Below are 21,865 nucleotides of genomic sequence, written 5' to 3'. Positions count from 1 at the left end.
GCCCGCTTGGCAAGGCTCTGCTAGACCCACGCCGATCACAGTGATTTGAGCCGCTCAAGGCTCTCCAACGCCCCCGGAGGCAGGTGTCTGCCTGAATACCGGGGCCAACTGTCGGAAGGGTGGACGTGTCGGAAACAGCTTCGATTTCCTCCGGTATCGCCGCGCGCTATGCGACGGCGATTTTTGAACTCGCGCAGGACAGCAGCGCGCTGCCGAAGCTGGAGGCAGGCGTTGACGCGCTCGCTGAGGCTTTGGAGACCAGTGCCGATCTGCGTGCCATGATTGCTTCGCCGGTCATCAGCCGGGCCGAGCAAGGTGCGGCGATCGCCGCGCTGGCCAAGAAGATGAAACTGCCGGCTGAGCTGAGCCAGGGTCTGGCGCTGATGGCCGAAAAGCGCCGTCTGTTCACGCTGCCCCAGCTGGTCAAGTCGCTGCGTGCGATGCTGGCCGAGCATAAGGGTGAAGTGACCGCCGAGGTGACCAGTGCCAAGGCGCTGACCAAGACCCAGGCGGACAAGCTGGCCAAGACGCTGAAATCCAGCGTCGGCAAGGATGTCAAAATCAATGCGACCGTCGATGAAAGCCTCATTGGCGGTCTTGTCGTGAAAATGGGCTCGAAGATGATCGATACCTCGATCCGCTCGCGTCTCAATTCTCTCCAGAATGCAATGAAAGAGGTCGGATAAATGGGTATCCAAGCTGCAGAGATTTCTGCGATCCTTAAGGACCAGATCAAGAATTTCGGCAAGGATGCCGAAGTGGCCGAGGTTGGCCGGGTTCTGTCGGTCGGTGACGGTATTGCCCGTGTGCATGGTCTCGACAATGTTCAGGCCGGTGAGCTGGTGGAATTCCCCGGCGCGGTCATGGGTATGGCGCTCAACCTCGAGACCGACAACGTCGGTGTCGTGATCTTCGGCTCTGACCGTCAGATCAAGGAAGGCGACGTCGTCAAGCGGACCAAGTCGATCGTGGACGTTCCGATCGGGGACGAGCTGCTCGGCCGCGTCGTTGACGCGCTCGGCAACCCGCTCGACGGCAAAGGCCCGATCGGTGCCGCCAAGCGTGGCCTCGCCGACGTCAAGGCCCCCGGCATCATCCCGCGTAAATCGGTGCATGAGCCGATGGCGACCGGCCTCAAGTCGGTGGACGCGATGATCCCCGTTGGCCGTGGCCAGCGTGAGCTCATCATCGGCGACCGTCAGACCGGCAAGACCGCGATCGCGCTCGACACGATGCTGAACCAGAAATCCTACAACGAAGCCGCCGGCGACGACGAGAGCAAGAAGCTCTACTGCGTCTACGTGGCCGTGGGTCAGAAGCGTTCGACCGTGGCGCAGCTGGTGAAGAAGCTCGAAGAGAACGGCGCCATGGAATATTCCATCGTCGTCGCCGCGACCGCCTCGGACCCCGCGCCGATGCAGTTCCTCGCGCCCTATTCGGCAACCGCCATGGCGGAGCATTTCCGCGACAACGGCCGTCACGCGCTCATCGTCTATGATGACCTGTCGAAACAGGCCGTGTCCTATCGTCAGATGTCGCTGCTGCTGCGTCGCCCGCCCGGGCGTGAAGCCTATCCCGGTGACGTTTTCTACCTCCACTCGCGTCTGCTCGAGCGTTCGGCCAAGCTGAACGAAGACAATGGCGCGGGCTCGCTGACGGCTCTGCCGATCATCGAAACCCAAGGTGGCGACGTGTCGGCCTTTATTCCGACCAACGTGATTTCGATCACCGACGGTCAGATCTTCCTCGAGACCGAGCTGTTCTACCAGGGCATCCGCCCCGCCGTGAACACCGGTCTGTCGGTGAGCCGCGTCGGCTCGTCGGCGCAGACCAACGCGATGAAATCGGTCGCCGGTCCGGTGAAACTGTCGCTCGCTCAGTATCGCGAGATGGCGGCCTTTGCCCAGTTCGGGTCGGATCTCGACGCCGCCACCCAGCAGCTGCTGAACCGTGGTGCGCGCCTGACCGAGCTGATGAAACAGCCGCAATACGCGCCGCTGACCAACGCCGAAATCGTCTGCGTGATCTACGCCGGCACCAACGGCTACCTCGACAAGATCGCCGTCAATCAGGTCGGCCGTTTCGAAGAGGGTCTGCTGAACCACATGCGCACCAAGCGCAAGGACGTGCTCGACTGGATCACCAACGAAGATCCGAAGATCAAGGGTGAGGCCGAGGACAAGCTCAAGGCTGCTCTGGACGAGTTCGCGGCCGACTTCGAATAAGGGGGGACGAGGCAATGCCGAGTCTTAAGGACCTTAAAAACAGGATCGAGTCGGTCAAATCGACCCGCAAGATCACCAAGGCCATGCAAATGGTGGCCGCCGCAAAACTGCGGCGGGCCCAGGATGCCGCCGAACAATCGCGCCCTTATACGGAGCGGTTCAACGCGGTCATGGCCAAGCTTGCCGCCTCGGTCGGGGATAGCGATAGCGCCCCCCGTCTGCTGCGCGGCACCGGATCGGATCAGGTTCAGCTCTTGGTGGTCTTGACCGCCGAGCGCGGCCTGTGCGGCGGCTTCAACACGAATATCGTGAAGCGGGCCAAGGTCGAGGCGCAAAAGCTTCTGGCCGAGGGCAAGACCGTCAAGATCCTCACCGTTGGCAAGAAGGGGCGCGACGCGCTCAAACGCGAATATAGCGCGCATTTCGTTGGTCATGTCGACCTGAGCGAAGTGAAGAATCTCGGCTATGGCGATGCGCAATCCATCGCCGCCGATATTCTGGCACGCTTTGACGCGGGCGAGTTCGACGTGGCGAAGATCTTCTTCTCGCGTTTCGAAAACGTTGTGAGCCAGGTCCCGACCATGCAGCAGGTGATCCCTGCCGATGTGGCCGAGGCCGAGGCTGGTGACGAGGATGCCGCAGCGGGCGTGGTCTATGACTACGAACCCAGCGAAGAGGCCATTCTGGCCGATCTGCTGCCGCGCGGTGTGGCCACTGCGATCTTTAGCGCGCTGCTGGAGAACGGGGCCTCGGAACAGGGCGCGCGGATGTCCGCCATGGACAACGCCACCCGCAACGCCGGCGAGATGATCGACAAGCTGACCATCGAGTTCAACCGCTCGCGTCAGGCCGTCATCACCAACGAGCTTATTGAAATTATTTCGGGCGCTGAGGCGCTCTAAGAGACCGGAGACGAAACATGGCAAATGCAAAAGGCACAATCACTCAGGTGATCGGCGCCGTGGTGGACGTTCAGTTCGGCGACCACCTGCCCGAAATTCTGAACGCCCTGACCACCGACAACAACGGCAAGAAACTGGTCCTCGAAGTGGCCCAGCACCTTGGTGAGAACACCGTGCGGACCATCGCGATGGACAGCACCGAGGGTCTCGTGCGCGGTCAGGAAGTGACCGACACCGACGGCCCGATCACCGTGCCCGTCGGCAACGCCACCCTGGGCCGTATCCTCAACGTCGTGGGCGAGCCCGTGGACGAGGGGGCCCCGATCAAGGCAACCGAAACCCGCGCCATCCACCAAGAAGCGCCCGAGTTCCAAGAACAGTCGACCGAGTCGGAAGTTCTGGTCACCGGGATCAAGGTGGTTGACCTGCTGGCCCCCTACGCAAAAGGCGGCAAGATCGGCCTCTTCGGCGGTGCCGGCGTGGGCAAGACCGTTCTCATCATGGAACTGATCAACAACATCGCCAAAGTGCACTCGGGTTTCTCGGTGTTCGCCGGTGTGGGTGAGCGGACCCGTGAGGGCAACGACCTCTATCACGAGATGATCGAATCCAACGTTATCAACCCCGATAACCTGGAAGAGAGCCAAGTGGCCCTCGTCTACGGTCAGATGAACGAACCTCCGGGAGCGCGTATGCGTGTGGCCCTGACCGGTCTGACCCTGGCCGAGCAGTTCCGCGACCAGTCCGGGACCGACGTTCTGTTCTTCGTCGACAACATCTTCCGCTTTACCCAAGCCGGTTCGGAAGTGTCGGCCCTTCTTGGCCGTATTCCTTCGGCTGTGGGCTATCAGCCGACGCTGGCGACCGACATGGGCGCGATGCAGGAACGCATCACCTCGACCAAATCGGGCTCGATCACCTCGGTGCAGGCCGTCTACGTTCCCGCGGACGACCTTACCGACCCCGCGCCTGCGACCTCGTTCGCGCACCTCGACGCCACGACCGTTCTGTCGCGTGCCATCTCCGAGCTGGGCATCTACCCGGCGGTGGACCCGCTCGACAGTACGTCGCGCCTGATGGACCCGGCGATCGTTGGTGAAGAGCACTACCAAGTGGCCCGTGACGTGCAGGGTATCCTGCAACGCTACAAGTCGCTGCAGGACATCATCGCCATCCTTGGCATGGACGAACTGTCGGAAGAGGACAAGCTGACCGTGGCCCGTGCCCGGAAGATCCAGCGTTTCCTCAGCCAGCCCTTCGACGTGGCAAAGGTCTTTACCGGTTCGGACGGTGTTCAGGTGCCTCTCGAAGACACGATCCGGTCGTTCAAGGCCGTGGTTGCCGGCGAATATGACCACCTGCCCGAGGGTGCCTTCTACATGGTTGGCGGCATCGACGACGTGGTGGCCAAGGCCGAGAAGATGGCTGCCGACGCGGCCTAAGAGACGCGGGGTGGGCCCCAGGCCCACCCTGACCAGACCATCCCGGCATAGGGGGGCCACGCCCCCCGGTGCCCAAAGCGGAGGCCAAGATGGCTGAAACAGTGCAATTCGACCTCGTCAGCCCGGAACGCCGTCTGGCGTCGGTTCAGGTGACCGAGGTGCAGATCCCCGGCGCCGATGGCGACATGACGGTGATGGCCGACCACGCGCCTCTGATCACCTCGCTGCGCCCCGGTGTGCTTCGCGCAAGCGGCCCGGACGGTGAGAGCGAATATGTCGTGACCGGCGGCTTTGCCGAGATCAACGCCGATGGCATTTCGGTGCTGGCCGAGCGCGCCGTGCCGCGCGGTGACATGACGCAGGACAGCTTTAAGGCGCTGGTGGATGACGCCAAGCAAAAGCTCGACCGCGCTCAGGAAACCTTCAAGAACGAGCCGGGCCCTGTCGATGACGCGGCCAAGCTGCTCGCCGATATGGTGGCCATGGGCGACGAAATCGGCCTCTCCTCGCATTAAGCGGCGGCAGGCGAAAATAGAGAAGGGTCCGCCATGGCGGGCCCTTTTTTGTACATAAGACTTCTTTTTTTCGCCAGATTGGTTAATTAGATCAACTTTGAGTGGTGCGAGCGGTTGGAAGAATGAAAAGACTCGATAACAGGCTGATCGGAATCGATCAGGGCGAATTGGTGCTCTTCTCGGATTACGAGAAGGGTGGCGAGATGTGGACCGGCACGGGCGAGCGCACGCGCCGTCATTCGATCCATTTCGCCGAAGCCTATCGCCTGCCGCCGATGGTGCATGTGTCGCTGTCGATGTGGGACACCGACAGTTCGACCAATGCGCGGATGGAAATTTCGGCCGAGAACATCACCGAGATCGGGTTTGATTGCGTGTTCCGGACCTGGGCCGATACCCGGGTGGCGCGGGCGCGGATGCGCTGGATGTCGATTGGCGAGCTGGCCCATGAGGATGATTGGGACCTCTACTGACACCCCGGACCGCAAGACATGAAAAGGCCGCCGAACCCAAGGGTTGGCGGCCTAAGTTGATTCACTGCATGAAGTGGCAGGATTAGCTCGCGGAATACATCCCGTCATAGATCGGGCCGAGCGTGTCGGTTTCAAACAGCGACGAGACCGAGGTGCCGTTCCAGATGTTCAGGATCGCCTGGGCAAAGATCGGCGCGGTCGGCACGATGCGGATATTGGGCGCGTTGCGCACCGCTTCGCTCGGCGCGATCGTGTCGGTCAGAACCAGAGATTTCATCACCGATTTGCTGACCCGTTCGACGGCGGGGCCGGACATCACGCCATGGGTGATATAGGCGTGGACCTCGGAGGCGCCATGTTCGAGCAGCACTTCGGCGGCCTTGCAGAGCGTGCCGGCGGTGTCGCAGATGTCATCGACGATGATGCATTTCTTGCCCGAGACGTCGCCGATCACGGTCATTTCCGCCACTTCGCCGGCCTTTTCGCGGCGTTTGTCGACGATGGAGAGCGGCGCGTTGATGCGCTTGGCCAGCTCGCGGGCGCGGGCCACGCCGCCGACGTCGGGCGACACGATCATCACCTCGTCCATGCAGTCCTTGAACTGATCCTTCACGTCGAGGGCAAAGATCGGCGAGGCATAGAGGTTGTCGACGGGGATGTCGAAGAAGCCCTGGATCTGCGTCGCGTGGAGATCCATGGTCAGCACCCGTTCGATGCCTGCGCCATAGATCATGTTGGCCACCAGCTTGGCGGTGATCGGCGTGCGGGCCTTGGTGCGGCGGTCCTGACGGGCATAGCCGAAATAGGGGATCACGGCGGTGATGCGCTGGGCCGAGCTGCGGCGGAGCGCGTCGGCCATGATCAGGAGTTCCATCAGGTTGTCATTCGCCGGGTTCGACGTCGACTGGATGATGAACATGTCTTCGCCACGAACGTTTTCGTAAACTTCGACAAAGATTTCCTGATCGTTGAAACGCTCGATCCTCGCGTCGCACAGACCCACCTGCACACCGCGATGCATCGACATGCGTCGGGCCACGGCATTGGCGAGGGGTTTGTTGGCATTGCCAGTGATAAGCTTGGGTTCGGCGGTCTGGGGCATGTGCGGTTCCTGTCCGGGGAGCTGAATGACAGATTCGTGACGTTGAACCCCGCTTAGCACGCGCTTAGGGTCGGGCAAAGTGTGACCCCACAGGGAGGAGCCGGAAAATGGCCCATATCGACTATTACTTCACCACTTTGTCGCCTTTCGCCTATCTCGCCGACCAGCGGCTCGAGCGAATCGCGGAAGCCGAAGGCGCGAGCATCACCTACAAGCCGCTCGATATCATGGCGCTGTTTTCCCGCACGGGCGGTCAGGCGCCGAAGGATCGCCACCCGTCGCGCATGGCCTATCGCAATCAGGAAGTGCGCCGTCAGGCCAAGAAGACCGGCATGAAGATGAGCTTTCAGCCCGCCCATTGGCCGACCAACGCGGCGCCCTCTTCTTATGCGATCATCGCGGCGCAGGCGGCGGGCGGCGGCGATATGGGGGCGCTGGTGCATGGGGTGCTTCGGGCGTGCTGGGCCGAGGATCGCGACATTGCCGAGGATGCGGTGATCCGCGACTGCCTCGAACAGGCGGGGTTCGATCCGGCGCTGGCCGATAGCGGTCTGTTGTCGGGGGCCGAGACCTATGCCGCCAATCTCGAAGAGGCGGTGTCGGTCGGGGTGTTTGGCTCGCCCTTCTATGTGGTCGACAGTGGCGAGATGTTCTGGGGTCAGGACCGGCTCGACGATCTGCAGGCGCATTTGCAGGGCAAGCTCTGATCCGATGCCACAGGGGATGATGGCCGGGGTCGAGACCCATTGGACCGAGTTCGGTCGCGGGCCGCGTGGTGCGCTGCTCATTCATTGCTCGCTCGCCCATGGCGGCAGTTGGGCCGGGGTGGCGCGGCGGCTGTCGGAGCGGCTGGCGATGCGGGCCTTTGATCTGCCCGGCCATGGCCGCAGTGCCGATTGGGATGGCGAGACCGAGCTGCAGGGGCTCAGCGCCGAGATTGCCGCGAGCCTTGCCGCCGAGATGGGGGGCGGCGCGCCGGTGGATGTGATCGGGCATTCCTTTGGCGCGACGGTGGGTTTGCGGCTGGCGTTGGAGCGGCCCGAGCTGGTGCGCAGTCTGACGCTCATCGAGCCGGTGTTCTTTGCGCTGGCGCTGGCGGATCAGCCGGGGCTCGACGCGGCGTTCGAGGGCGACACGCGGGCGATCACGGCGGGGCTCGCCTCGGGCGATCATGCGGCGGCGGCGCGGGCCTTTACCGCGCTCTGGGGCGATGGCACCGATTGGGACACGATCCCGGAGCCGCAGCAGCGCAGGCTGGCGGATCAGATGCATCTGATCGCGGGCTCGGGTCCGGCGCTTTATGAGGATGCGGGCGGGATGCTGCGCCCGGGGCGGATCGAGGCGATTGCCTGCCCCGTGCTGCTCATGGAGGGCGGCGCGTCGCCCGCGATCATACCGGCCATTCTCGATGGCATTGCGGCGCGGCTGCCGCAGGCCGAGCGGGTGGTCGTGGAGGGGGCGGGGCATATGCTGCCCATCACCCATCCCGAGCCGGTGGCCGAGGCGATTGGCGCGCTGCTCAGCCGGTCCTAAGTGAGCCCTGTGATGAGGCGGCAGAGCCGCGCCGCCCCGTCGCGCAGCGCGGCCTCGTCAAAGCCGGAATAGCCCAAGAGCAGGGCCTGCGGCGCGTCGGGCAGCACCGCATGGGCCGAAAGCGCGCCGATCCGGAGCCCCAGGGCGCGGCCCGCCTCGGCGATGGCGCGGTCGCAGGTCCGCGCGCGCAGGCACGGGCGCAGCGGGACGCAGAGATGCATGCCGGAGGGATCGGGCGCGAGATCGAGCCAGCGGGCCAAGGGGGCGAGCGCGTCGAGGAGCACCACCTGGCGGCGGGCATAGCTGCGCCGCATCCGGCGGAGGTGGGTGGCGAATTCGCCGCTGTCCATGAACCCCGCCAGCGCCGGTTGCGGCGCGAGCGAGGCCCGCGCGCCGCGCTGGGCGAGATAGGCGTGGACCGGGGCGATGGCGGGCTCTGGCAGGACGAGATAGCCAAGCCGCAGGGCGGAGCTCAGCAATTTGGAAAAGCTGCCCATATAGATCGTGCGCCCCTGTTGATCGAGACCGGCGAGGGCGGGCAGGGGTTGGCCCTGGTAGCGGAATTCGCTGTCGTAATCATCCTCGACGATGAGGGTGCCCTGCGCCGCGGCCCAGTCGAGCAGGGCGAGCCGTCGGGCGAGCGGCATCGGGTGGCCGGTGGGGTAGTGGCGCGAGGGGGTGACGATGGCAGCGGCGGTGGGGTCCGGGATGAGCGCCGGGTCAAAGCCCTCTGCGTCGATGCGCAGGGGCAGGGGGATGTGGCCCGTGTCGCGCACCGCGTGATGCAGGCTCGCCCAGCCCGGATCTTCGAGCGCGATTTGGGCGGGGCCGGTTTGATTGGGACCGGTTTGAGCTGGCGGGGGCAGCAGCGCCCGGGCGAGGATATCGACCCCGTCCCAGGCGCCGCCGGTGATCACCACCTGTTCGCCCTGACAGTCGAGCCCGCGCCACGCCCCGAGATGCGCGGCGATGGCGCGGCGCAGGGGCATCCAACCGAACGGATCGGGACGGCCCAGAAGCGCCGGGTCGGGCGCGCGCCACGCCCGGTCCATCTGGCGGGCCCAGTCGCGGTGCGGGAAAAGCGATTGATCGGGCAGGCCGGTCTGAAAGATCTGCCACGCGGCGGGGGGCGGCGCGGGCGGCGGGGCGTTTTGCGGAGCGGGGGCGAGATGCGGCAGGTCGGCCGCGACAAAGGTGCCGCTGCCACGCCGGGCGGTGAGATAGCCCTCGGCCATGAGCTGATCATAGGCGGTGGTGACGGTCATCCGCGATACCGAGAGTTCCGCCGCGAGGCTGCGGCTTGGCGGCAATGGCAGGCCCGCCAGATCGCCGCCGCGCAGCAAGAGCGCGCGCAGCCCGTCGCAGAGCTGTTGGTGCAGCGGCGCGGGCTGGGACCGGTCGAGCGTCAGCGCAAAGAGCGCCGCCTCGAAGCCGGGCTGCGTCAAATTGGACTGAGATTTTTTGTCGATACTGGCCATGTTGCATAGACCAATACCCCTCTAAGCCTAGTCCATCAAGACAAGACAAAGGCCCAAGCCATGACCCAGACCCTCGACATCACCGACAGAACCCGCCTGCGCCGCAGCCATGAGCGCGGGCATTTCGACCGTGAGACGATCAACGCCATCCTCGACGCGCAGCCCATGTGCAGCGTCGGCTATGTGATTGATAGGAAACCCTATGTCACCCCTACGCTGCAATGGCGCGAGGGCAATCATGTCTATTGGCATGGCTCGTCGGCGAGCCGGGCCTTGCGCAATTCGCGCGATGCGGAGGTCTGCCTCACGGTGTCGATCCTCGACGGGTTCGTGATGGCGCGGTCGGGGATGCATCATTCGGTCAATTCGCGGTCGGTCATGCTCTTTGGTCGGGCGTTCAAGGTCGAAGACCCGGCGGAGAAACATGCCAAGCTGGCGCGGTTTGTGAACGGGCTGTTCCCCGGGCGCTATGAGGGGCTGCGCGAGGAACATGCGCAGGATCTCAAGGCGACGACGCTGCTCGGGATGGAGATTGCCGAGGGCAGCGCCAAGATCCGCACCGGCCCGCCGAAGGACGAGGAGGCGGATTACGAATTGCCGATCTGGGCCGGGGTGATCCCGGTGACGACAACGGTCGGCACGCCCGAGCCGGACCCGCGCAACCTGCCCGGCGTCGAGATGCCGGAGCATATCCGCACATTTCGTCTGTGAGATTTCGTCTGTGAGATAGGGCGCGAAGAGGCGCGGGGTCAGCCCCGCGCCAGCGCCACGAATTGATCAATGAGATCGTCGCTGATCGACCAGTCGCAGACGAGCCGCATCGGCAGGGCCTCGTCCGGGTCGCCCTCGAGCCCGCCCTCGAGCAGGTAATAGACCGCGCCCGCCGCATGCAGCCGCTGATGCGCGGCGCGGGGCAGGGCGCCAAAGATGATATTGGCCTGCGGCTCGAAGTGAAATTCCATGCCGGGCACGGTTTTGAGCCCCGCCACCAGCCTTGCCATATTGGCATTGGCACGGCGCGCCGAGCTGAGCCAGAGATCCCCGGTCAGCAGCGCGTTCATCTGCGCCGCCATATAGCGGTGCTTGGAAAAGAGGTGCGCCCCGCGTTTGCGGCGCAGCTCGAACTCCCAGGCTTTTTCCGGGTTGAAGAAGATCACCGCCTCGACGCCGGGGGCACCGTTCTTGGTGCCGCCAAAGCTCAGCGCGTCGACGCCGAGCTTCCATGTCATTTCGGCGGGCGTGCAGCCGAGCGTCACCAGCGCATTGGCAAAACGCGCGCCATCCATATGGACGGGCAGGTTATAGCCATGGGCGAGCTCGGTCAGGGCGCGCAGCTCGTCGAGCGTATAGACGCGGCCGCGTTCGGTGACTTGGGTGATCGAGACCGGGCCACGCTGCGGGCCATGGACGCCACGGGTTTCTTCATAGTCGATGGCGGCGCGCAGCTCGGCGGCGCTCATCTTGTCGTCTTGGCCCACGAGGGTGAGCTTGGCCCCCGACATGTAGAATTCCGGCCCGTTGCATTCATCTTCGTGGATATGGGCGAACCGGGTGCAGAACACCGTGTCCCAAGGCTGGGTCAGGGTGGCGAGGGCGAGGCAATTGGCCGCCGTGCCGGTAGCCACCAGATAGACCGCCGCCTCGGGGGCCTCGAAAAGATCGCGGACCTGATCGCGCACCACACCCATCAGCGGCTCGACCCCGTAGGGGTTGGCATAGCCCTGATTGACGTCGAGAAGCGCCTGCATGACCTGCGGGTGGGCCGGGCCGGCATTGTCGGAAGCGAAAAACATCAGGTTGGCTCCTCTATAATATGGTCTTCCCAATCATCCTCGCCGACCTCGAATTCGGGCACGGTGCGGTGGCGCATCGAGACGCCCGCCTCATGCACGCTCTCGGCGGTGCCGGAGATCAGCGGATGCCAGTCATAAAGCGGCTTGCCCTGCCAGAGCAGTTTGTAAGCGCAGGTTTCGGGCATCCAATAGAGGTGGGTTTCGAGCGTGTTGGCGTCGAGCGAGATACATTCCGGCACGAATTGGTGGCGGATCGGATAGTGCGCGCAGCGGCAGGTGGTGTCGTCGAAGAGACGGCAGGCGACGCGGGTCAGCGCCACCTCGCCGCTGTCCTCATCCTCGATCTTGTTGAGGCAGCATTTGCCGCAGCCGTCGCAGAGCGCCTCCCATTCCGGGCGGGTCATCCGGTTGAGCGGCGTGGTCTCCCAGAACCGGGGGCGCAGCCCGTCGCGGTTGATCGGATCCTCTGGCCCGTCCGAGAACGCCCTGCTCATGATGCCTCGAGGATCTCGCGGGCGCGGGCGCAATCGGCATCCATCTGGGCGATGAAGGCCTCGAGACTGTCGAACACCTCTTCGGGGCGCAGGTATTCGGCCAGCGCCACCGAGAGATGCGCGCCATAGAGATCGCCGGAGAAATCAAAGAGGAAGGTTTCGAGATTGGGCACCTCGCCGTTGAACATCGGGCGGATGCCGAGGCTTGCCGCGCCGTGGTAGCGCCCCTTGTGGGGGCCATCCATGACCTCGATCTGCACCGCGTAGACGCCGAATTTCGGCGGGTGCAGCCCGGCGATGGACATGTTCGCGGTGGGATAGCCCAGCTCGCGGCCGCGCTGTTCGCCGCCCACCACCGGCCCGTCGATGCGGTGCCAATGGCCAAGCATGGCGGCGGCGTCGCGCGGGCGGCCTTCGGAGAGGGCCTGGCGGATGGCGGTCGAGCTGACCTCGCCCTGATCGCCTTCGAGAAGTTCGGCCACGGTGACGCCAAAGCCCATCTCGGCTCCAAAGCGTTTGAGATCGGCGGCATTGCCGGCGCGCCCCTTGCCAAAGCAGAAATCCGCCCCCACCACCACATGCGCGAGGCCGAGCCCGTCGCAGAGCACATTGCGGGCGAACTCTTCGGGGCTGAGCGCCGAGAGGGCGGCGTTGAAATTGAGCTCGTAGAGCCGCTCGACGCCGAGTTTCTCGAGCCGGTTGGCGCGGGCTTCGGCGCTCATCAGGCGAAAGGGCGGGGCCTCGGGGGCGAAATACTGGCGCGGGTGGGGCTCGAACGTGAGCACGCCGAGCGGGGCATCGGCGGCCTCTCCGGCCTTGCGTGCAAGGTCGATCACCGCCTGGTGGCCGAGATGGACGCCATCGAAATTGCCGATGGCCACGGATGCGCCCCGGTCGGCGGCATCGACATAGCTGTGGTCGCGGATGATCCTCATGCTGGTTGCCTAGCGCGGGGCGGGGGGCGGTGCAACGGGGGATCGTTAGGAATGTCCCTATTTTCCAGCTTGCCCGATGGGGGGCGGGCCGCTTTACTGGCGCGCGTGCGAGGGATGCGTGCGTATGTGTGACAGAGATCAAAGACGGGCCCCGTTGCGGGCCGTGGGGCCATGAGCGGCGCGGCGTTGGAGCAGCGCGGCTCTGCGATGGGGCCGATCGTGTTTGTTGGGCTCACGATCTATACGATCGTGATGCAGCCCGGTCCCGACGGGTTGGCCAATCCGGCAGATAGAATGGATATGAAAACGGTGCAGCGCGCGCCGCTGGGCAGCGTACCGCGCGAGGCGTCGGCGTCGGGAGATCTGGCGGGGCTCGATCTGGCGGGGCTGGCGGGGATTTTACCTGCGCCGGTGGCGGCAGGGTTTGCGCCGCGCCTGTCGATGATCATGGGCGAGGATGCGCCGCCAAGCCCGGTGCCGCGCCTGCCGCCGGTGTCGGCGCAGAGCCGGGCGGTTCTCGCGCCGGATCTTGGGGGCGCGGCGGGAGAGGAGCCTGCAAGGGCGATCCTCTGGCCGAGGGTTGAGCCGCAGCCGCTGGCGATGCGCCTGCCGGATTTGCCCATGTCGATGGCGGAGGGGCTGCCCGCGCAGCTGCCCTTGCCCGAGGCGATGCGGGTGACCGGCGATGCGGTGCATCTGCGCGGCGGGCCGGCGGTCTGGCATGAGGTCTTGGCCAAGCTCACGCGCGACGCGCCGGTGCTGCGGCTTGGCACGCGGGGCAATTGGAGCCGGATCAGCGTCGGCGCGGGGGCCGAGACGCAAAGCGGCTGGATCTATTCGAGATATCTCGACACACCCGCGCCCTAGAAGGGCGTCGGGATCAGTCGAACTTGCCCGAGGGCGCGAGCACGGTGGCTTCGCCGACAAGCACCTTCTTGCCATTGACGAGGCAGCGGCAGTCGAGCTGCACCCGGCGCTTGGCGTGGTCGATGCCGATCACCTCGACCTCGGCGCGGACCATGTCGCCGGGGCGCACGGGGGCGAGGAACTTGAGGCTCTGGCCCATGTAGACCGTGCCGTGACCGGGAAGCTGTTCGCCGATGACGGCCGAGATCAGCCCGGCGGTGAGCATGCCATGGGCGATGCGGCCCTCAAAGATCGTGTCCTGCGCGTAATCATCGTCGAGATGCACCGGGTTCCGGTCGGTCGAGATCTGCGCGAACATCTCGATATCCTCGTCGGTCACCACCTTTTGCAGGTAGCGCATCATGCCCATCTCGATCTGTTCGATGGTGATGGTTCCGCGCGGCAGATTGTCCAACATCCGACCCTCCGTTGATCAAAGTTCCGAAGGTCGCCGCGCAATTTTGCAATGCCGTCGCCCTCGGGTTGGCAACTTTATTACTTTGCAGGTGCAGAAAATCAAGCCCTATTTTCCCCGGGGGCCGCGCCTTAGCGCAGCCGCCCGATGGTAAAGGTGGGATGCGCCTCTTGCGTCGCGAGATAGGTCTCGAGCGCCTGCGGGTCGGGATGATCGGCGGTCTTGGTCTCGGCGGCGGCGAGCCCACCCGAGATGAAGAGCGAATCGATATCTTCGCCCTGCGCGCCTGCGATGTCGGTCAGGATGCCGTCGCCGATGGCGAGAATGCGCGACCGGTCGATGTCACGGCCAAGGGCTGCGAGACGGCGATAGGCGAGATCATAGATCGGCGGGTGCGGCTTGCCGAAATAGAGGCTTTCGCCGCCCATTTCGGTATAGAGCCGCGCCAGTGCGCCTGCGCACCATTCGCGGGTGTCGCCCCGGTCGACGACGATGTCGGGGTTGGCGCAGAGAAGCTTCATCCCCTTTTGCTTGGCAAAGAGGAACTCGGGCCGGTTGACCTCGGGGTCGGCCTGCGGATCGAAAGGGCCGCAGCAGACGATGCCTTCGGCGTCCTTGAGCTCGACCCGTTCGATGGCCGCCGGGTTGTCGATGATTTCGAGCGGCTCAAAGAACCCGGCGTCGCGCGCCCATTCGCCCATGAACCAGACTTTTTCGCCGACCATGCCGCGAAACATCGCGGCGCGGGCCGAATCGCCGGAGGTGGCAATCGTGTCATAAGCCTCGCGCGGCACGCCGAATTGCGACAACTGCGCCTCGACCCCGGCGCGGGGCTTGGGCGAGTTGGTCACCAGCACCACGAGACCGCCCGAGGCGCGATAGTCTTGCATCGCCTGAACCGCCGAGGGGAAGGCCGTGATGCCATTGTGCAGACAGCCCCAGAGATCGACGAAGAGCGCGTCGTAGCTGGCGGAAATCTCGGACAGGGCGGTGATGATGCGGGTCATGGGTCAGGTTCCTTGCAGCGGCGGCGGGATCAGCGGGTGCGCACCGCGTCGATCATGCGTTGTACATTGTCGGGATCGGCGTCCGGCGTGATGCCATGGCCGAGATTGAAGATATGGGGCCCATGTGACAACGCGTCGACAATGGCGCGGGTTTCCTGCACCAGCGCCTCGCCGCCCGTCACCATATGCGACGAAGCGAGATTGCCCTGCACACAGCCGTCGATCTGCACATGGGCGGCGGCCCAGGCGGCATCGACCCCATCGTCGAGCGCCACGCAATCGGCGCCGGTGGCGCGGGCAAACCCCTCGTAGCGGGGGCCGGCACCGCGCGGGAAGGCGATGATCGGCGTCTCTGGGTGACGCGCCTTGAGCGCCGCGATGATGCGTTGCGCAGGCGCGAGGGCGTAGGCCGCGAAATCCTCGTCATTGAGCGAGCCGGCCCAGCTGTCAAAGAGCTTGATCACCTCGGCCCCGGCGTCGATCTGGGCCGAGAGATATTCGATCGTGGCCTCGGTGATCCGGTCGAGCAGCGCCTCGAACACCGGGCGGTTTTCCGCTTTGAGCGCATGGGCCGGGCCTTGGTCCGGGGTGCCGCGCCCGGCGATCATATAGGTGGCCACGGTCCAGGGCGCCCCGGCAAAGCCGATGAGCGTCGTTTCGGACGGCAGGGCGCCAGAGAGATTGCGCAGCGTCTGGTAGATCGGGTTCAGCGTCTCATGGATGTCGCTCACCGGTTTCAGCGCGTTGAGCCCTTGGGCATCGGTGATGGTCGACAGGCGCGGGCCTTCGCCGGTGACAAACCACAGATCAGCGCCGAGCGCCTGCGGCACCAGAAGAATATCGGCAAAGAGAATGGCCGCATCGAACCCGTAGCGGCGGATCGGCTGCAGCGTGACCTCGGTCGCCAGATCGCTGTTGTAGCACAGCGACAGGAAATCGCCCGCCTCGGCCCGGGTGGCGCGGTATTCGGGCAGGTAGCGCCCGGCCTGACGCATCATCCAGATCGGCGGGGTGGGCAGGGTCTCGCCCGCGAGCGCACGCAGGATGGGTTTGTCGGAACGGGTCATGGCATCTCCTTTGCGGGTGCGGATCGGCACGTGCCGCCGTGGTCCCGCCCCGGCGGCATAATGTCAAGGGCAGGCGGCTTGCCTCGGCCTTGGCAGATCACTAAACCGGGCGTCATGGAACATAAATTACCCTCTCCGTCGCACCCTATGAAAATCGGCACCCGTGGCTCGCCCCTGGCTTTGGCGCAGGCCTATGAGACCCGGGACCGGCTTGTCGCGGCCTTTGATCTGCCCGAGACGGCCTTTGAGATCGTGATCATCACCACCACCGGCGACCGGGTCATTGACCGGCCGCTCAAGGAGATCGGTGGCAAGGGGCTCTTTACCCGCGAGATCGAGGATGCGCTGCTCACCGGGGATATCGACCTTGCGGTGCATTCGATGAAGGACATGCCGGTGCTGCAGCCCGAGGGGCTCATCATCGATTGCTATTTGCCGCGCGAAGATGTGCGCGACGCCTTTATCTGTCCGACCGGGCGCAACCTGTCGGAGATGGCGCCGGGCACCAAGGTGGGCAGTTCGTCGCTGCGCCGTCGGGCGCAGGTTCTGGTGGCGCATCCGCAGCTCGAGGTGGTCGAATTTCGCGGCAATGTGCAGACCCGTCTGCGCAAGCTCGACGAGGGCGTGGCGGCCTGTACGTTTCTGGCGATGGCGGGGCTCAACCGGCTCAAGCGGACCGAGGTCATCACCCGCGCGCTCGAGCCCGAGGAAATGCTGCCTGCCGTGGCGCAGGGCGCGATCGGCATCGAGCGGCGGCGCGACGACAGCGGCGCGGCGATGATGCTCGAGGCGATTCATCACGGGCCGACGGGGCAACGTCTTGCGGCGGAGCGGGCGTTTCTGGCGGCGCTCGACGGGTCTTGCGAGACGCCGATTGCGGGGCTGGCGGAGTTGCAGGGCGGCATGTTGCGCCTGCGCGGCGAGATCCTGCGCCCCGATGGCAGCGAGCGGCTCTGCGATGATCGCAGCGCGCCGGTCGAGGATGGGGCCGAGCTTGGCCGCGCCATGGCGGTCGATCTTCTGGCGCAAGCAGGCCCGGATTTCTTTGACTGGCGGGGCTGATCTGGCGGGGCTGAAACTGGCGGGGCTGCGCGCCCCGCCGATCAGATTTCCTGACGCATTTGGCGGGGCTTAGCCCGCCGGGATAAGCTTGCCGGGGTTGAGAATGCCCTTGGGATCGAGCGCCTGTTTGATCGCGCGCATTGCCGCCAGCGCGGCGGGGTCCTTGAAGGCCTGCATCTCGGGCAGTTTCTCGGTGCCGATGCCATGTTCGGCGGAAAAGCTGCCACCGAGCGCGACGACCGCCTCTTCCACGGCCATATGGATGGTTTGATGGAGGGCGGGATCGGGGTTTTCGGGCCAGACGGCGAAATGCAGATTGCCATCGCCGAGATGGGCGACCGAAATGTCCTGCGCGCCGGGGTCGAGCCTGGCGATGATTGCGGCGATCTCGTCCAGAAGCTCCTGCATCCGGTCGAGCGGCACTGCCACGTCATTATGCACCAGTGGGTCGCGCAGTAGGCAGACCTCGGCAGAGGCTTCGCGGCGGGCCCACATCTCCATCCGCTGGCTGTCGCTCTGGGCCACCACCGCGTCGAGGATTTCGCCCGCCTCAAAGGCGTCGGCCAGCGCGGTTTCGAGCAGCGTGGCGATGGGCAGCGTGCCATCCTCGGCCGGGATCGCATCGCGCGGCGCGGTGGCGCCGAGCTCGATCAGGATGTTGACGTCATGGGGCGCATCAAAGGGGGCGCGGGCCTCGGGGAAGCGGGCCATATGCGCCTCGACATAGCTGCCGGGCATATATTCGAACGCCTCCACCGCGCCGCCGCTTTCGGTCTTGAGCCGGTTGAGCAGGCGCAGCGCTGCGCTCACATCGCGTGCGGCAACCATGGCGGTCGCATAGGCGCGGGGCCGGGGGTAGAGCCGCAGCACGGCGGCGGTGATCACGCCGAGCGTGCCCTCGGCCCCGACCAGAAGCTGGCGCAGGTTATAGCCGGAATTGTCCTTGTGAAGCTGGCTCATCAGGTTGACGATCTGGCCGTCGGGCAGCACCGCCTCGATGCCGAGGCAGAGATCGCGCGTATTGCCATAGCGCAGCACGTTCGAGCCGCCGGCATTGGTCGACAGCGCCCCGCCGAGCATGGCCGAGCCGCGCGCCCCGAAGAAAAGCGGAAAGATCAGATCGTGCTCGGCCACCGCGTCATGGATCGTCGACAGGATCGCGCCCGCCTCGACCACGGCCACGCGGGCCTCGGGGCGGATCTCGCGGATGGCGCGCATCCGTTCCATCGACAAAAGCACCGCGCCGCCCGCTGCCGTTGCCCCGGTGAGCCCGGTGCCGCCGCCGCGCGGCACGATGGCGGTGCCGGTGCGATTGGCCCATTTCAGCACCTCGGAGACCTCTTTGGTGCTGCCCGGCCGCACCACGGCCAGCGGCGTGCCCTGATGCTCGCCCGCCCAGTCGCGGGCGTGGCTGTCGGTGGCGTCACCGGTGAGCACATGGGCCGCGCCGACGATGGCGCTCAATGCGTCGATGGGGGTCAGGGTGTCGGCGCTCATGGTCTTAGCGCTCACAGCGTCAGGTGCCGGGCGCGGGCGCCGCGTTCGATGGCGGCGGCATGGAGCCGGTCGATATTGAGCTCATAGCGGATCTCTTCCAAGAGCCGCAGCTCGCCCTCGGCAATCGCGCCATCGGCGGCGGCCACGTCACAGGCCAGCGCATAGGCGGTCTCGAACAGCGGCTCGGGCAGGTTGTCGCGCACCAGCCCAAAGAGCGCATCAAGCCCGTCCTCCTGGCCGAAGAGATCAAACACCACATTGGCCGTCTGCCGCATCCGGTCGAGATCGTAATCGGCGAAAATCGGCAGGTTGTTGACCGCGACCTCGATCTTGATGAGCTCGGCCGTGCGGATGTTTTCATCCGAGGCCGAGACGGCGATCATCACCGCGACCAGGCAATCCTGGGCGCTGAGCGGGTGCGGAGCGGGTTGGGTCATCAGAAATTCCTTTGGGGCCGGAGGGCTGTTGGTGCGCAGATTATTGACCTTGGGGGGCAGGGGCAATAGGAAGCGCCTTGCCCAAGCGCACAAGGGGTGCGCGGCCAACCGGAGTGTTTCCCATGTCTGATCTGCGCGATGCCGCGATGCAATCGAAAGCCTGGCCTTTTGAAGAAGCGCGCCGCGTGCTCAAACGGTATGAGAAAGCGCCGCCGGAAAAGGGCTATGTGCTCTTCGAGACCGGCTATGGTCCGAGCGGGCTGCCGCATATCGGGACCTTTGGCGAGGTGCTGCGCACCACGATGATCCGCCGCGCCTTTGAGGTGATCTCGGACATTCCGACGCGGCTCATCTGTTTTTCCGACGATCTCGACGGGATGCGCAAAGTGCCGGGCAATGTGCCCAATCAGGAGCGCCTGAAAGAGGACATCCAGCGCCCTCTCACCAGTGTCTATGACCCGTTCGAGACGCATGAAAGCTTTGGCCATCACAACAATGCCATGCTGCGCCGGTTCCTCGACACGTTCGGGTTCGAATATGAGTTCTATTCGGCCACGGAATTCTACAAATCCGGCCAGTTCGACGAGGTGCTGAAACGCGCGGTCGAACGCTATGACGACGTGATGAAAGTCATGCTCAAGAGCCTGCGCGAAGAGCGTCGCCAGACCTATTCGATCTTTTTGCCGATCCATCCCGAGACCGGTCGCGTGCTCTATGTGCCGATGAAAGAGGTCAACGCCACCGATTACACGATCACCTTTGACGACGAAGACGGGCGGGAATGGACCCTGCCGGTGACCGGCGGCAATGTGAAACTGCAGTGGAAGCCCGATTTCGGCGCGCGCTGGGCGGCGCTCGATGTTGATTTCGAGATGTATGGCAAGGACCATTCCACCAACACGCCGATCTATGACCGCATCTGCGAGATCCTCGGCGGGCGCAAGCCCGAGCATTTCACCTACGAGCTCTTCCTCGATGACAAGGGCCAGAAGATTTCGAAATCCTCGGGCAACGGGATTTCGATTGATGAATGGCTGACCTATGCCTCGACCGAGAGCCTCAGCTATTTCATGTATCAAAAGCCGAAAACGGCCAAGCGCCTGTTTTTCGACGTGATTCCGCGGGCGATGGACGAATATCACCAGCAGCTGCGCGCCTATGCGGGGCAGAGCGCCGATCAGCAGCTCGCCAATCCGGTCTATCATATCCACGAGGGCGATGTGCCGGCGAGCGATATGGTCGTGCCGTTCTCGATGCTGCTCAACCTTGCGTCGGTGGCCGGGGCCGAGGAGAAGGACGCGCTCTGGGGCTATATCCGCCGCTATGCGCCGGAGGCGAGCCCCGAGGCCAACCCGCAGCTCGATCAGGCGGCGGGCTATGCGGTGCGCTATTACAATGATTTCGTGAAGCCCGAGAAGACCTTCCGCGCGCCGACGGATCAGGAACGTGCGGCGATGGCGGATCTGGCCGAGGCCTTTGGCTCGGCCGAGGTGGCGCTTGATCAGATTGCCCGCAAAAACAAGATGATGGGCAATGATGAGCCGCTGCCTGAGGCGGATTTCGCGGATGGCGATTTCCTGCAGTCGGTGGTCTTCGCGGTCGGCAAGAACCACGGGTTCGACAATCTGCGTGACTGGTTCAAGGCGCTCTACGAGGTGCTGTTGGGGCAGAGCCAGGGGCCGCGTTTCGGGTCGTTTGCGGCGCTCTACGGGGTGCAGGAAACCCGCGATCTGATTGCCAAGGGTCTTGCCGGAGATCTGTCCTAAGGTCTTGTAAGAACATGGGATTTGCCGCGTGACTTAGCGGCAGATCCCTTTGATCTCGACCCCGTCCCAAGGCAGGTAGACGGTTTTCGGAATATAGATCCCCTGCAGCGGCATTTCCTGTTGGATCAGTCGTTTGAGCCTCTCGGTGCGCGGCGCCTTTGGGTCGAGCGTGGCGCAGCAGACATATTCCTCGACGATGCTCGCCTGCTGTTCGTAGGAATAGTCGAGAAACCGCGTATCTGATGAAATATCAAAGAGATAGGGGTCCTTGCCGCCGCCATGTTCGCGGCCGGCGCGCCAGGGGGTGTATTGGGTCCGGGCGCGGTTCTGCCATTGCCAGACATGGGTGATCTCATGGGCGAAAAACATCGCCGAGAGCAGCCCCATTTCCTCTGGGTAATTGTCGAAATAATCCTTTAGATAATAGGGTTTAGACAGCAGAATATGGTTCCAGAGGGCGACGGCGGCGGGGGTGGTGGTGATGATCTCGTCCTCGGGTTCGGGGAGGATCCGTTCGCGGCAGGTGAGCCGGGGGCGTTTTTGCCGCCGGAATGTCACCGCATCGACGGGCAGCCCCTGGACGAGCCGCACGCGGTCTGCCGCGATCGTGTCGCCATGTATCTGTTTTGCAAAGTTTTTCTCGGCCGGTGTCAGGGGGCGACCACAGGCGGCGAGGAGAAGGAAGAGGAAAATCACGGCACGCATGGGCCGACCCTAGCAAAGGGATTTTGCCGCGACGAGGGGCAAAACGCGATGTCGGCAGCACGTCGGTATTGCGACGGTAAAGCGACGGTGCGGATTTTCCATCGGCCAAGC

Annotated in this window: 23 protein-coding genes; 12 read left to right on the top strand and 11 right to left on the bottom strand. The window is 64.6% G+C overall.

Translation table 11 applies throughout. The features are described 5' to 3' along the window. Window positions 1-125 precede the first annotated feature (125 nt). The 6 genes from WA237_RS09765 (at window position 126) to WA237_RS09740 (ending at window position 5,557) form a co-directional block, all read left to right on the top strand. Window positions 126-686 (top strand): F0F1 ATP synthase subunit delta, encoded by a 561-nt coding sequence (locus WA237_RS09765; protein ID WP_009814355.1) that lies wholly within the window; start codon window positions 126-128, stop codon window positions 684-686. Beyond that, complete coding sequence (gene atpA / locus WA237_RS09760) at window positions 687-2,225, top strand: F0F1 ATP synthase subunit alpha (protein WP_336097547.1); 1,539 nt, start codon at window positions 687-689, stop codon at window positions 2,223-2,225. 14 nt (window positions 2,226-2,239) lie between these two features. Next, window positions 2,240-3,127, top strand: coding sequence for a F0F1 ATP synthase subunit gamma (locus WA237_RS09755; RefSeq protein WP_009814357.1), 888 nt, complete (start codon window positions 2,240-2,242; stop codon window positions 3,125-3,127). 17 nt (window positions 3,128-3,144) lie between these two features. After that, a complete protein-coding gene (atpD, locus tag WA237_RS09750) occupies window positions 3,145-4,569 on the top strand; it encodes a F0F1 ATP synthase subunit beta (RefSeq protein WP_009814358.1) in 1,425 nt (474 codons plus the stop codon). Window positions 4,570-4,658: 89 nt separating this feature from the next. After that, window positions 4,659-5,084 carry a F0F1 ATP synthase subunit epsilon gene (locus WA237_RS09745; RefSeq protein WP_040618498.1) on the top strand — a complete coding sequence of 142 codons (426 nt, stop codon included), beginning with the start codon at window positions 4,659-4,661 and terminating at the stop codon, window positions 5,082-5,084. 122 nt (window positions 5,085-5,206) lie between these two features. Next, complete coding sequence (locus WA237_RS09740; RefSeq protein ID WP_009814360.1) at window positions 5,207-5,557, top strand: H-type lectin domain-containing protein; 351 nt, start codon at window positions 5,207-5,209, stop codon at window positions 5,555-5,557. Window positions 5,558-5,639: 82 nt separating this feature from the next. On the opposite strand, the gene WA237_RS09735 is transcribed toward WA237_RS09740, so the two are convergent. Next, window positions 5,640-6,659, bottom strand: coding sequence for a ribose-phosphate pyrophosphokinase (locus WA237_RS09735; protein ID WP_009814361.1), 1,020 nt, complete (start codon window positions 6,657-6,659; stop codon window positions 5,640-5,642). Between the two features lie 107 nt (window positions 6,660-6,766). Between WA237_RS09735 and WA237_RS09730 the strand changes: the two genes are divergently transcribed. Further along, window positions 6,767-7,366, top strand: a complete 600-nt coding sequence (locus WA237_RS09730) for a 2-hydroxychromene-2-carboxylate isomerase (RefSeq protein WP_009814362.1) — start codon at window positions 6,767-6,769, stop codon at window positions 7,364-7,366. A gap of 4 nt (window positions 7,367-7,370) precedes the next feature. Continuing rightward, entirely contained in the window at window positions 7,371-8,192 is an 822-nt protein-coding gene (locus tag WA237_RS09725) for an alpha/beta fold hydrolase (RefSeq protein ID WP_336097546.1), read from the top strand. On the opposite strand, the gene pdxR is transcribed toward WA237_RS09725, so the two are convergent. Continuing rightward, window positions 8,189-9,637 carry a MocR-like pyridoxine biosynthesis transcription factor PdxR gene (pdxR, locus tag WA237_RS09720; protein ID WP_336097545.1) on the bottom strand — a complete coding sequence of 483 codons (1,449 nt, stop codon included), beginning with the start codon at window positions 9,635-9,637 and terminating at the stop codon, window positions 8,189-8,191. The genes WA237_RS09725 and pdxR overlap by 4 nt on opposite strands. 93 nt (window positions 9,638-9,730) lie before the next feature. Here pdxR and WA237_RS09715 point away from each other — a divergent pair, with 93 nt between their 5' ends. After that, window positions 9,731-10,381: a pyridoxamine 5'-phosphate oxidase family protein gene (locus WA237_RS09715; RefSeq protein WP_336097544.1), complete on the top strand. Its 651-nt coding sequence runs from the start codon at window positions 9,731-9,733 to the stop codon at window positions 10,379-10,381. Window positions 10,382-10,419: 38 nt separating this feature from the next. Here WA237_RS09715 and WA237_RS09710 read toward each other — a convergent pair whose 3' ends face one another. Genes WA237_RS09710 through WA237_RS09700 form a run of 3 tightly spaced genes read right to left on the bottom strand, consistent with a single transcriptional unit; the run spans window position 10,420 to window position 12,892 of the window. After that, entirely contained in the window at window positions 10,420-11,463 is a 1,044-nt protein-coding gene (locus WA237_RS09710) for a threonine aldolase family protein (protein ID WP_336097543.1), read from the bottom strand. Beyond that, window positions 11,463-11,957, bottom strand: a complete 495-nt coding sequence (locus tag WA237_RS09705) for a YcgN family cysteine cluster protein (RefSeq protein ID WP_336097542.1) — start codon at window positions 11,955-11,957, stop codon at window positions 11,463-11,465. Before WA237_RS09705 ends, WA237_RS09710 begins: the two co-directional genes overlap by 1 nt. Next, window positions 11,954-12,892, bottom strand: coding sequence for a bifunctional riboflavin kinase/FAD synthetase (locus tag WA237_RS09700; protein ID WP_336097541.1), 939 nt, complete (start codon window positions 12,890-12,892; stop codon window positions 11,954-11,956). Before WA237_RS09700 ends, WA237_RS09705 begins: the two co-directional genes overlap by 4 nt. A gap of 171 nt (window positions 12,893-13,063) precedes the next feature. On the opposite strand from WA237_RS09700, the gene WA237_RS09695 reads away from it, so the two are divergent. After that, complete coding sequence (locus WA237_RS09695) at window positions 13,064-13,759, top strand: SH3 domain-containing protein (protein WP_336097540.1); 696 nt, start codon at window positions 13,064-13,066, stop codon at window positions 13,757-13,759. 13 nt (window positions 13,760-13,772) lie between these two features. On the opposite strand, the gene WA237_RS09690 is transcribed toward WA237_RS09695, so the two are convergent. The 3 genes from WA237_RS09690 to hemE all read right to left on the bottom strand — a co-directional run bounded on the left by WA237_RS09690 (window position 13,773) and on the right by hemE (window position 16,287). Next, entirely contained in the window at window positions 13,773-14,216 is a 444-nt protein-coding gene (locus WA237_RS09690; RefSeq protein WP_009814370.1) for a MaoC family dehydratase, read from the bottom strand. Window positions 14,217-14,344: 128 nt separating this feature from the next. Next, the gene (locus tag WA237_RS09685) at window positions 14,345-15,220 is read right to left on the bottom strand and encodes a TIGR01459 family HAD-type hydrolase (RefSeq protein WP_336097539.1); all 876 of its coding nucleotides are present in this window, start codon (window positions 15,218-15,220) and stop codon (window positions 14,345-14,347) included. 29 nt (window positions 15,221-15,249) lie between these two features. Next, a complete protein-coding gene (gene hemE, locus WA237_RS09680) occupies window positions 15,250-16,287 on the bottom strand; it encodes a uroporphyrinogen decarboxylase (RefSeq protein ID WP_336097538.1) in 1,038 nt (345 codons plus the stop codon). A gap of 114 nt (window positions 16,288-16,401) precedes the next feature. Between hemE and hemC the strand changes: the two genes are divergently transcribed. Beyond that, complete coding sequence (gene hemC / locus WA237_RS09675; protein ID WP_336097537.1) at window positions 16,402-17,349, top strand: hydroxymethylbilane synthase; 948 nt, start codon at window positions 16,402-16,404, stop codon at window positions 17,347-17,349. A gap of 69 nt (window positions 17,350-17,418) precedes the next feature. On the opposite strand, the gene WA237_RS09670 is transcribed toward hemC, so the two are convergent. Beyond that, window positions 17,419-18,846, bottom strand: coding sequence for an FAD-binding oxidoreductase (locus WA237_RS09670; RefSeq protein WP_336097536.1), 1,428 nt, complete (start codon window positions 18,844-18,846; stop codon window positions 17,419-17,421). Window positions 18,847-18,857: 11 nt separating this feature from the next. Beyond that, complete coding sequence (locus WA237_RS09665; protein WP_040618500.1) at window positions 18,858-19,283, bottom strand: tellurite resistance TerB family protein; 426 nt, start codon at window positions 19,281-19,283, stop codon at window positions 18,858-18,860. A gap of 122 nt (window positions 19,284-19,405) precedes the next feature. Here WA237_RS09665 and WA237_RS09660 point away from each other — a divergent pair, with 122 nt between their 5' ends. Next, window positions 19,406-21,049, top strand: coding sequence for a lysine--tRNA ligase (locus tag WA237_RS09660; protein ID WP_216015020.1), 1,644 nt, complete (start codon window positions 19,406-19,408; stop codon window positions 21,047-21,049). Between the two features lie 33 nt (window positions 21,050-21,082). Here the strand turns inward: WA237_RS09660 and WA237_RS09655 are convergent, their stop codons facing one another. Continuing rightward, entirely contained in the window at window positions 21,083-21,754 is a 672-nt protein-coding gene (locus WA237_RS09655; protein WP_336097535.1) for a hypothetical protein, read from the bottom strand. Window positions 21,755-21,865 lie beyond the last annotated feature (111 nt).

It is taken from the genome of Roseovarius sp. CH_XMU1461 (assembly GCF_037027165.1).
Taxonomy (GTDB): Bacteria; Pseudomonadota; Alphaproteobacteria; order Rhodobacterales; family Rhodobacteraceae; genus Roseovarius; species Roseovarius nubinhibens.
The sequence above is the reverse complement of the archived record's forward strand: the minus strand, read 5'-3'. Positions and strand labels throughout refer to the sequence as shown.

What these genes read in the sequence shown, in the direction of transcription:
- atpA (WP_336097547.1), top strand. Translation starts at nt 687, where the DNA reads ATGGGTATCCAAGCTGCAGAGATTTCTGCGATCCTTAAGGACCAGATC.
- WA237_RS09755 (WP_009814357.1), top strand. Translation starts at nt 2,240, where the DNA reads ATGCCGAGTCTTAAGGACCTTAAAAACAGGATCGAGTCGGTCAAATCG.
- atpD (WP_009814358.1), top strand. Translation starts at nt 3,145, where the DNA reads ATGGCAAATGCAAAAGGCACAATCACTCAGGTGATCGGCGCCGTGGTG.
- WA237_RS09745 (WP_040618498.1), top strand. Translation starts at nt 4,659, where the DNA reads ATGGCTGAAACAGTGCAATTCGACCTCGTCAGCCCGGAACGCCGTCTG.
- WA237_RS09740 (WP_009814360.1), top strand. Translation starts at nt 5,207, where the DNA reads ATGAAAAGACTCGATAACAGGCTGATCGGAATCGATCAGGGCGAATTG.
- WA237_RS09735 (WP_009814361.1), bottom strand. Translation starts at nt 6,659, where the DNA reads ATGCCCCAGACCGCCGAACCCAAGCTTATCACTGGCAATGCCAACAAA.
- WA237_RS09730 (WP_009814362.1), top strand. Translation starts at nt 6,767, where the DNA reads ATGGCCCATATCGACTATTACTTCACCACTTTGTCGCCTTTCGCCTAT.
- WA237_RS09725 (WP_336097546.1), top strand. Translation starts at nt 7,371, where the DNA reads ATGCCACAGGGGATGATGGCCGGGGTCGAGACCCATTGGACCGAGTTC.
- WA237_RS09715 (WP_336097544.1), top strand. Translation starts at nt 9,731, where the DNA reads ATGACCCAGACCCTCGACATCACCGACAGAACCCGCCTGCGCCGCAGC.
- WA237_RS09710 (WP_336097543.1), bottom strand. Translation starts at nt 11,463, where the DNA reads ATGTTTTTCGCTTCCGACAATGCCGGCCCGGCCCACCCGCAGGTCATG.
- WA237_RS09705 (WP_336097542.1), bottom strand. Translation starts at nt 11,957, where the DNA reads ATGAGCAGGGCGTTCTCGGACGGGCCAGAGGATCCGATCAACCGCGAC.
- WA237_RS09700 (WP_336097541.1), bottom strand. Translation starts at nt 12,892, where the DNA reads ATGAGGATCATCCGCGACCACAGCTATGTCGATGCCGCCGACCGGGGC.
- WA237_RS09695 (WP_336097540.1), top strand. Translation starts at nt 13,064, where the DNA reads ATGAGCGGCGCGGCGTTGGAGCAGCGCGGCTCTGCGATGGGGCCGATC.
- WA237_RS09690 (WP_009814370.1), bottom strand. Translation starts at nt 14,216, where the DNA reads ATGTTGGACAATCTGCCGCGCGGAACCATCACCATCGAACAGATCGAG.
- WA237_RS09685 (WP_336097539.1), bottom strand. Translation starts at nt 15,220, where the DNA reads ATGACCCGCATCATCACCGCCCTGTCCGAGATTTCCGCCAGCTACGAC.
- hemE (WP_336097538.1), bottom strand. Translation starts at nt 16,287, where the DNA reads ATGACCCGTTCCGACAAACCCATCCTGCGTGCGCTCGCGGGCGAGACC.
- hemC (WP_336097537.1), top strand. Translation starts at nt 16,402, where the DNA reads ATGGAACATAAATTACCCTCTCCGTCGCACCCTATGAAAATCGGCACC.
- WA237_RS09670 (WP_336097536.1), bottom strand. Translation starts at nt 18,846, where the DNA reads ATGAGCGCCGACACCCTGACCCCCATCGACGCATTGAGCGCCATCGTC.
- WA237_RS09665 (WP_040618500.1), bottom strand. Translation starts at nt 19,283, where the DNA reads ATGACCCAACCCGCTCCGCACCCGCTCAGCGCCCAGGATTGCCTGGTC.
- WA237_RS09660 (WP_216015020.1), top strand. Translation starts at nt 19,406, where the DNA reads ATGTCTGATCTGCGCGATGCCGCGATGCAATCGAAAGCCTGGCCTTTT.
- WA237_RS09655 (WP_336097535.1), bottom strand. Translation starts at nt 21,754, where the DNA reads ATGCGTGCCGTGATTTTCCTCTTCCTTCTCCTCGCCGCCTGTGGTCGC.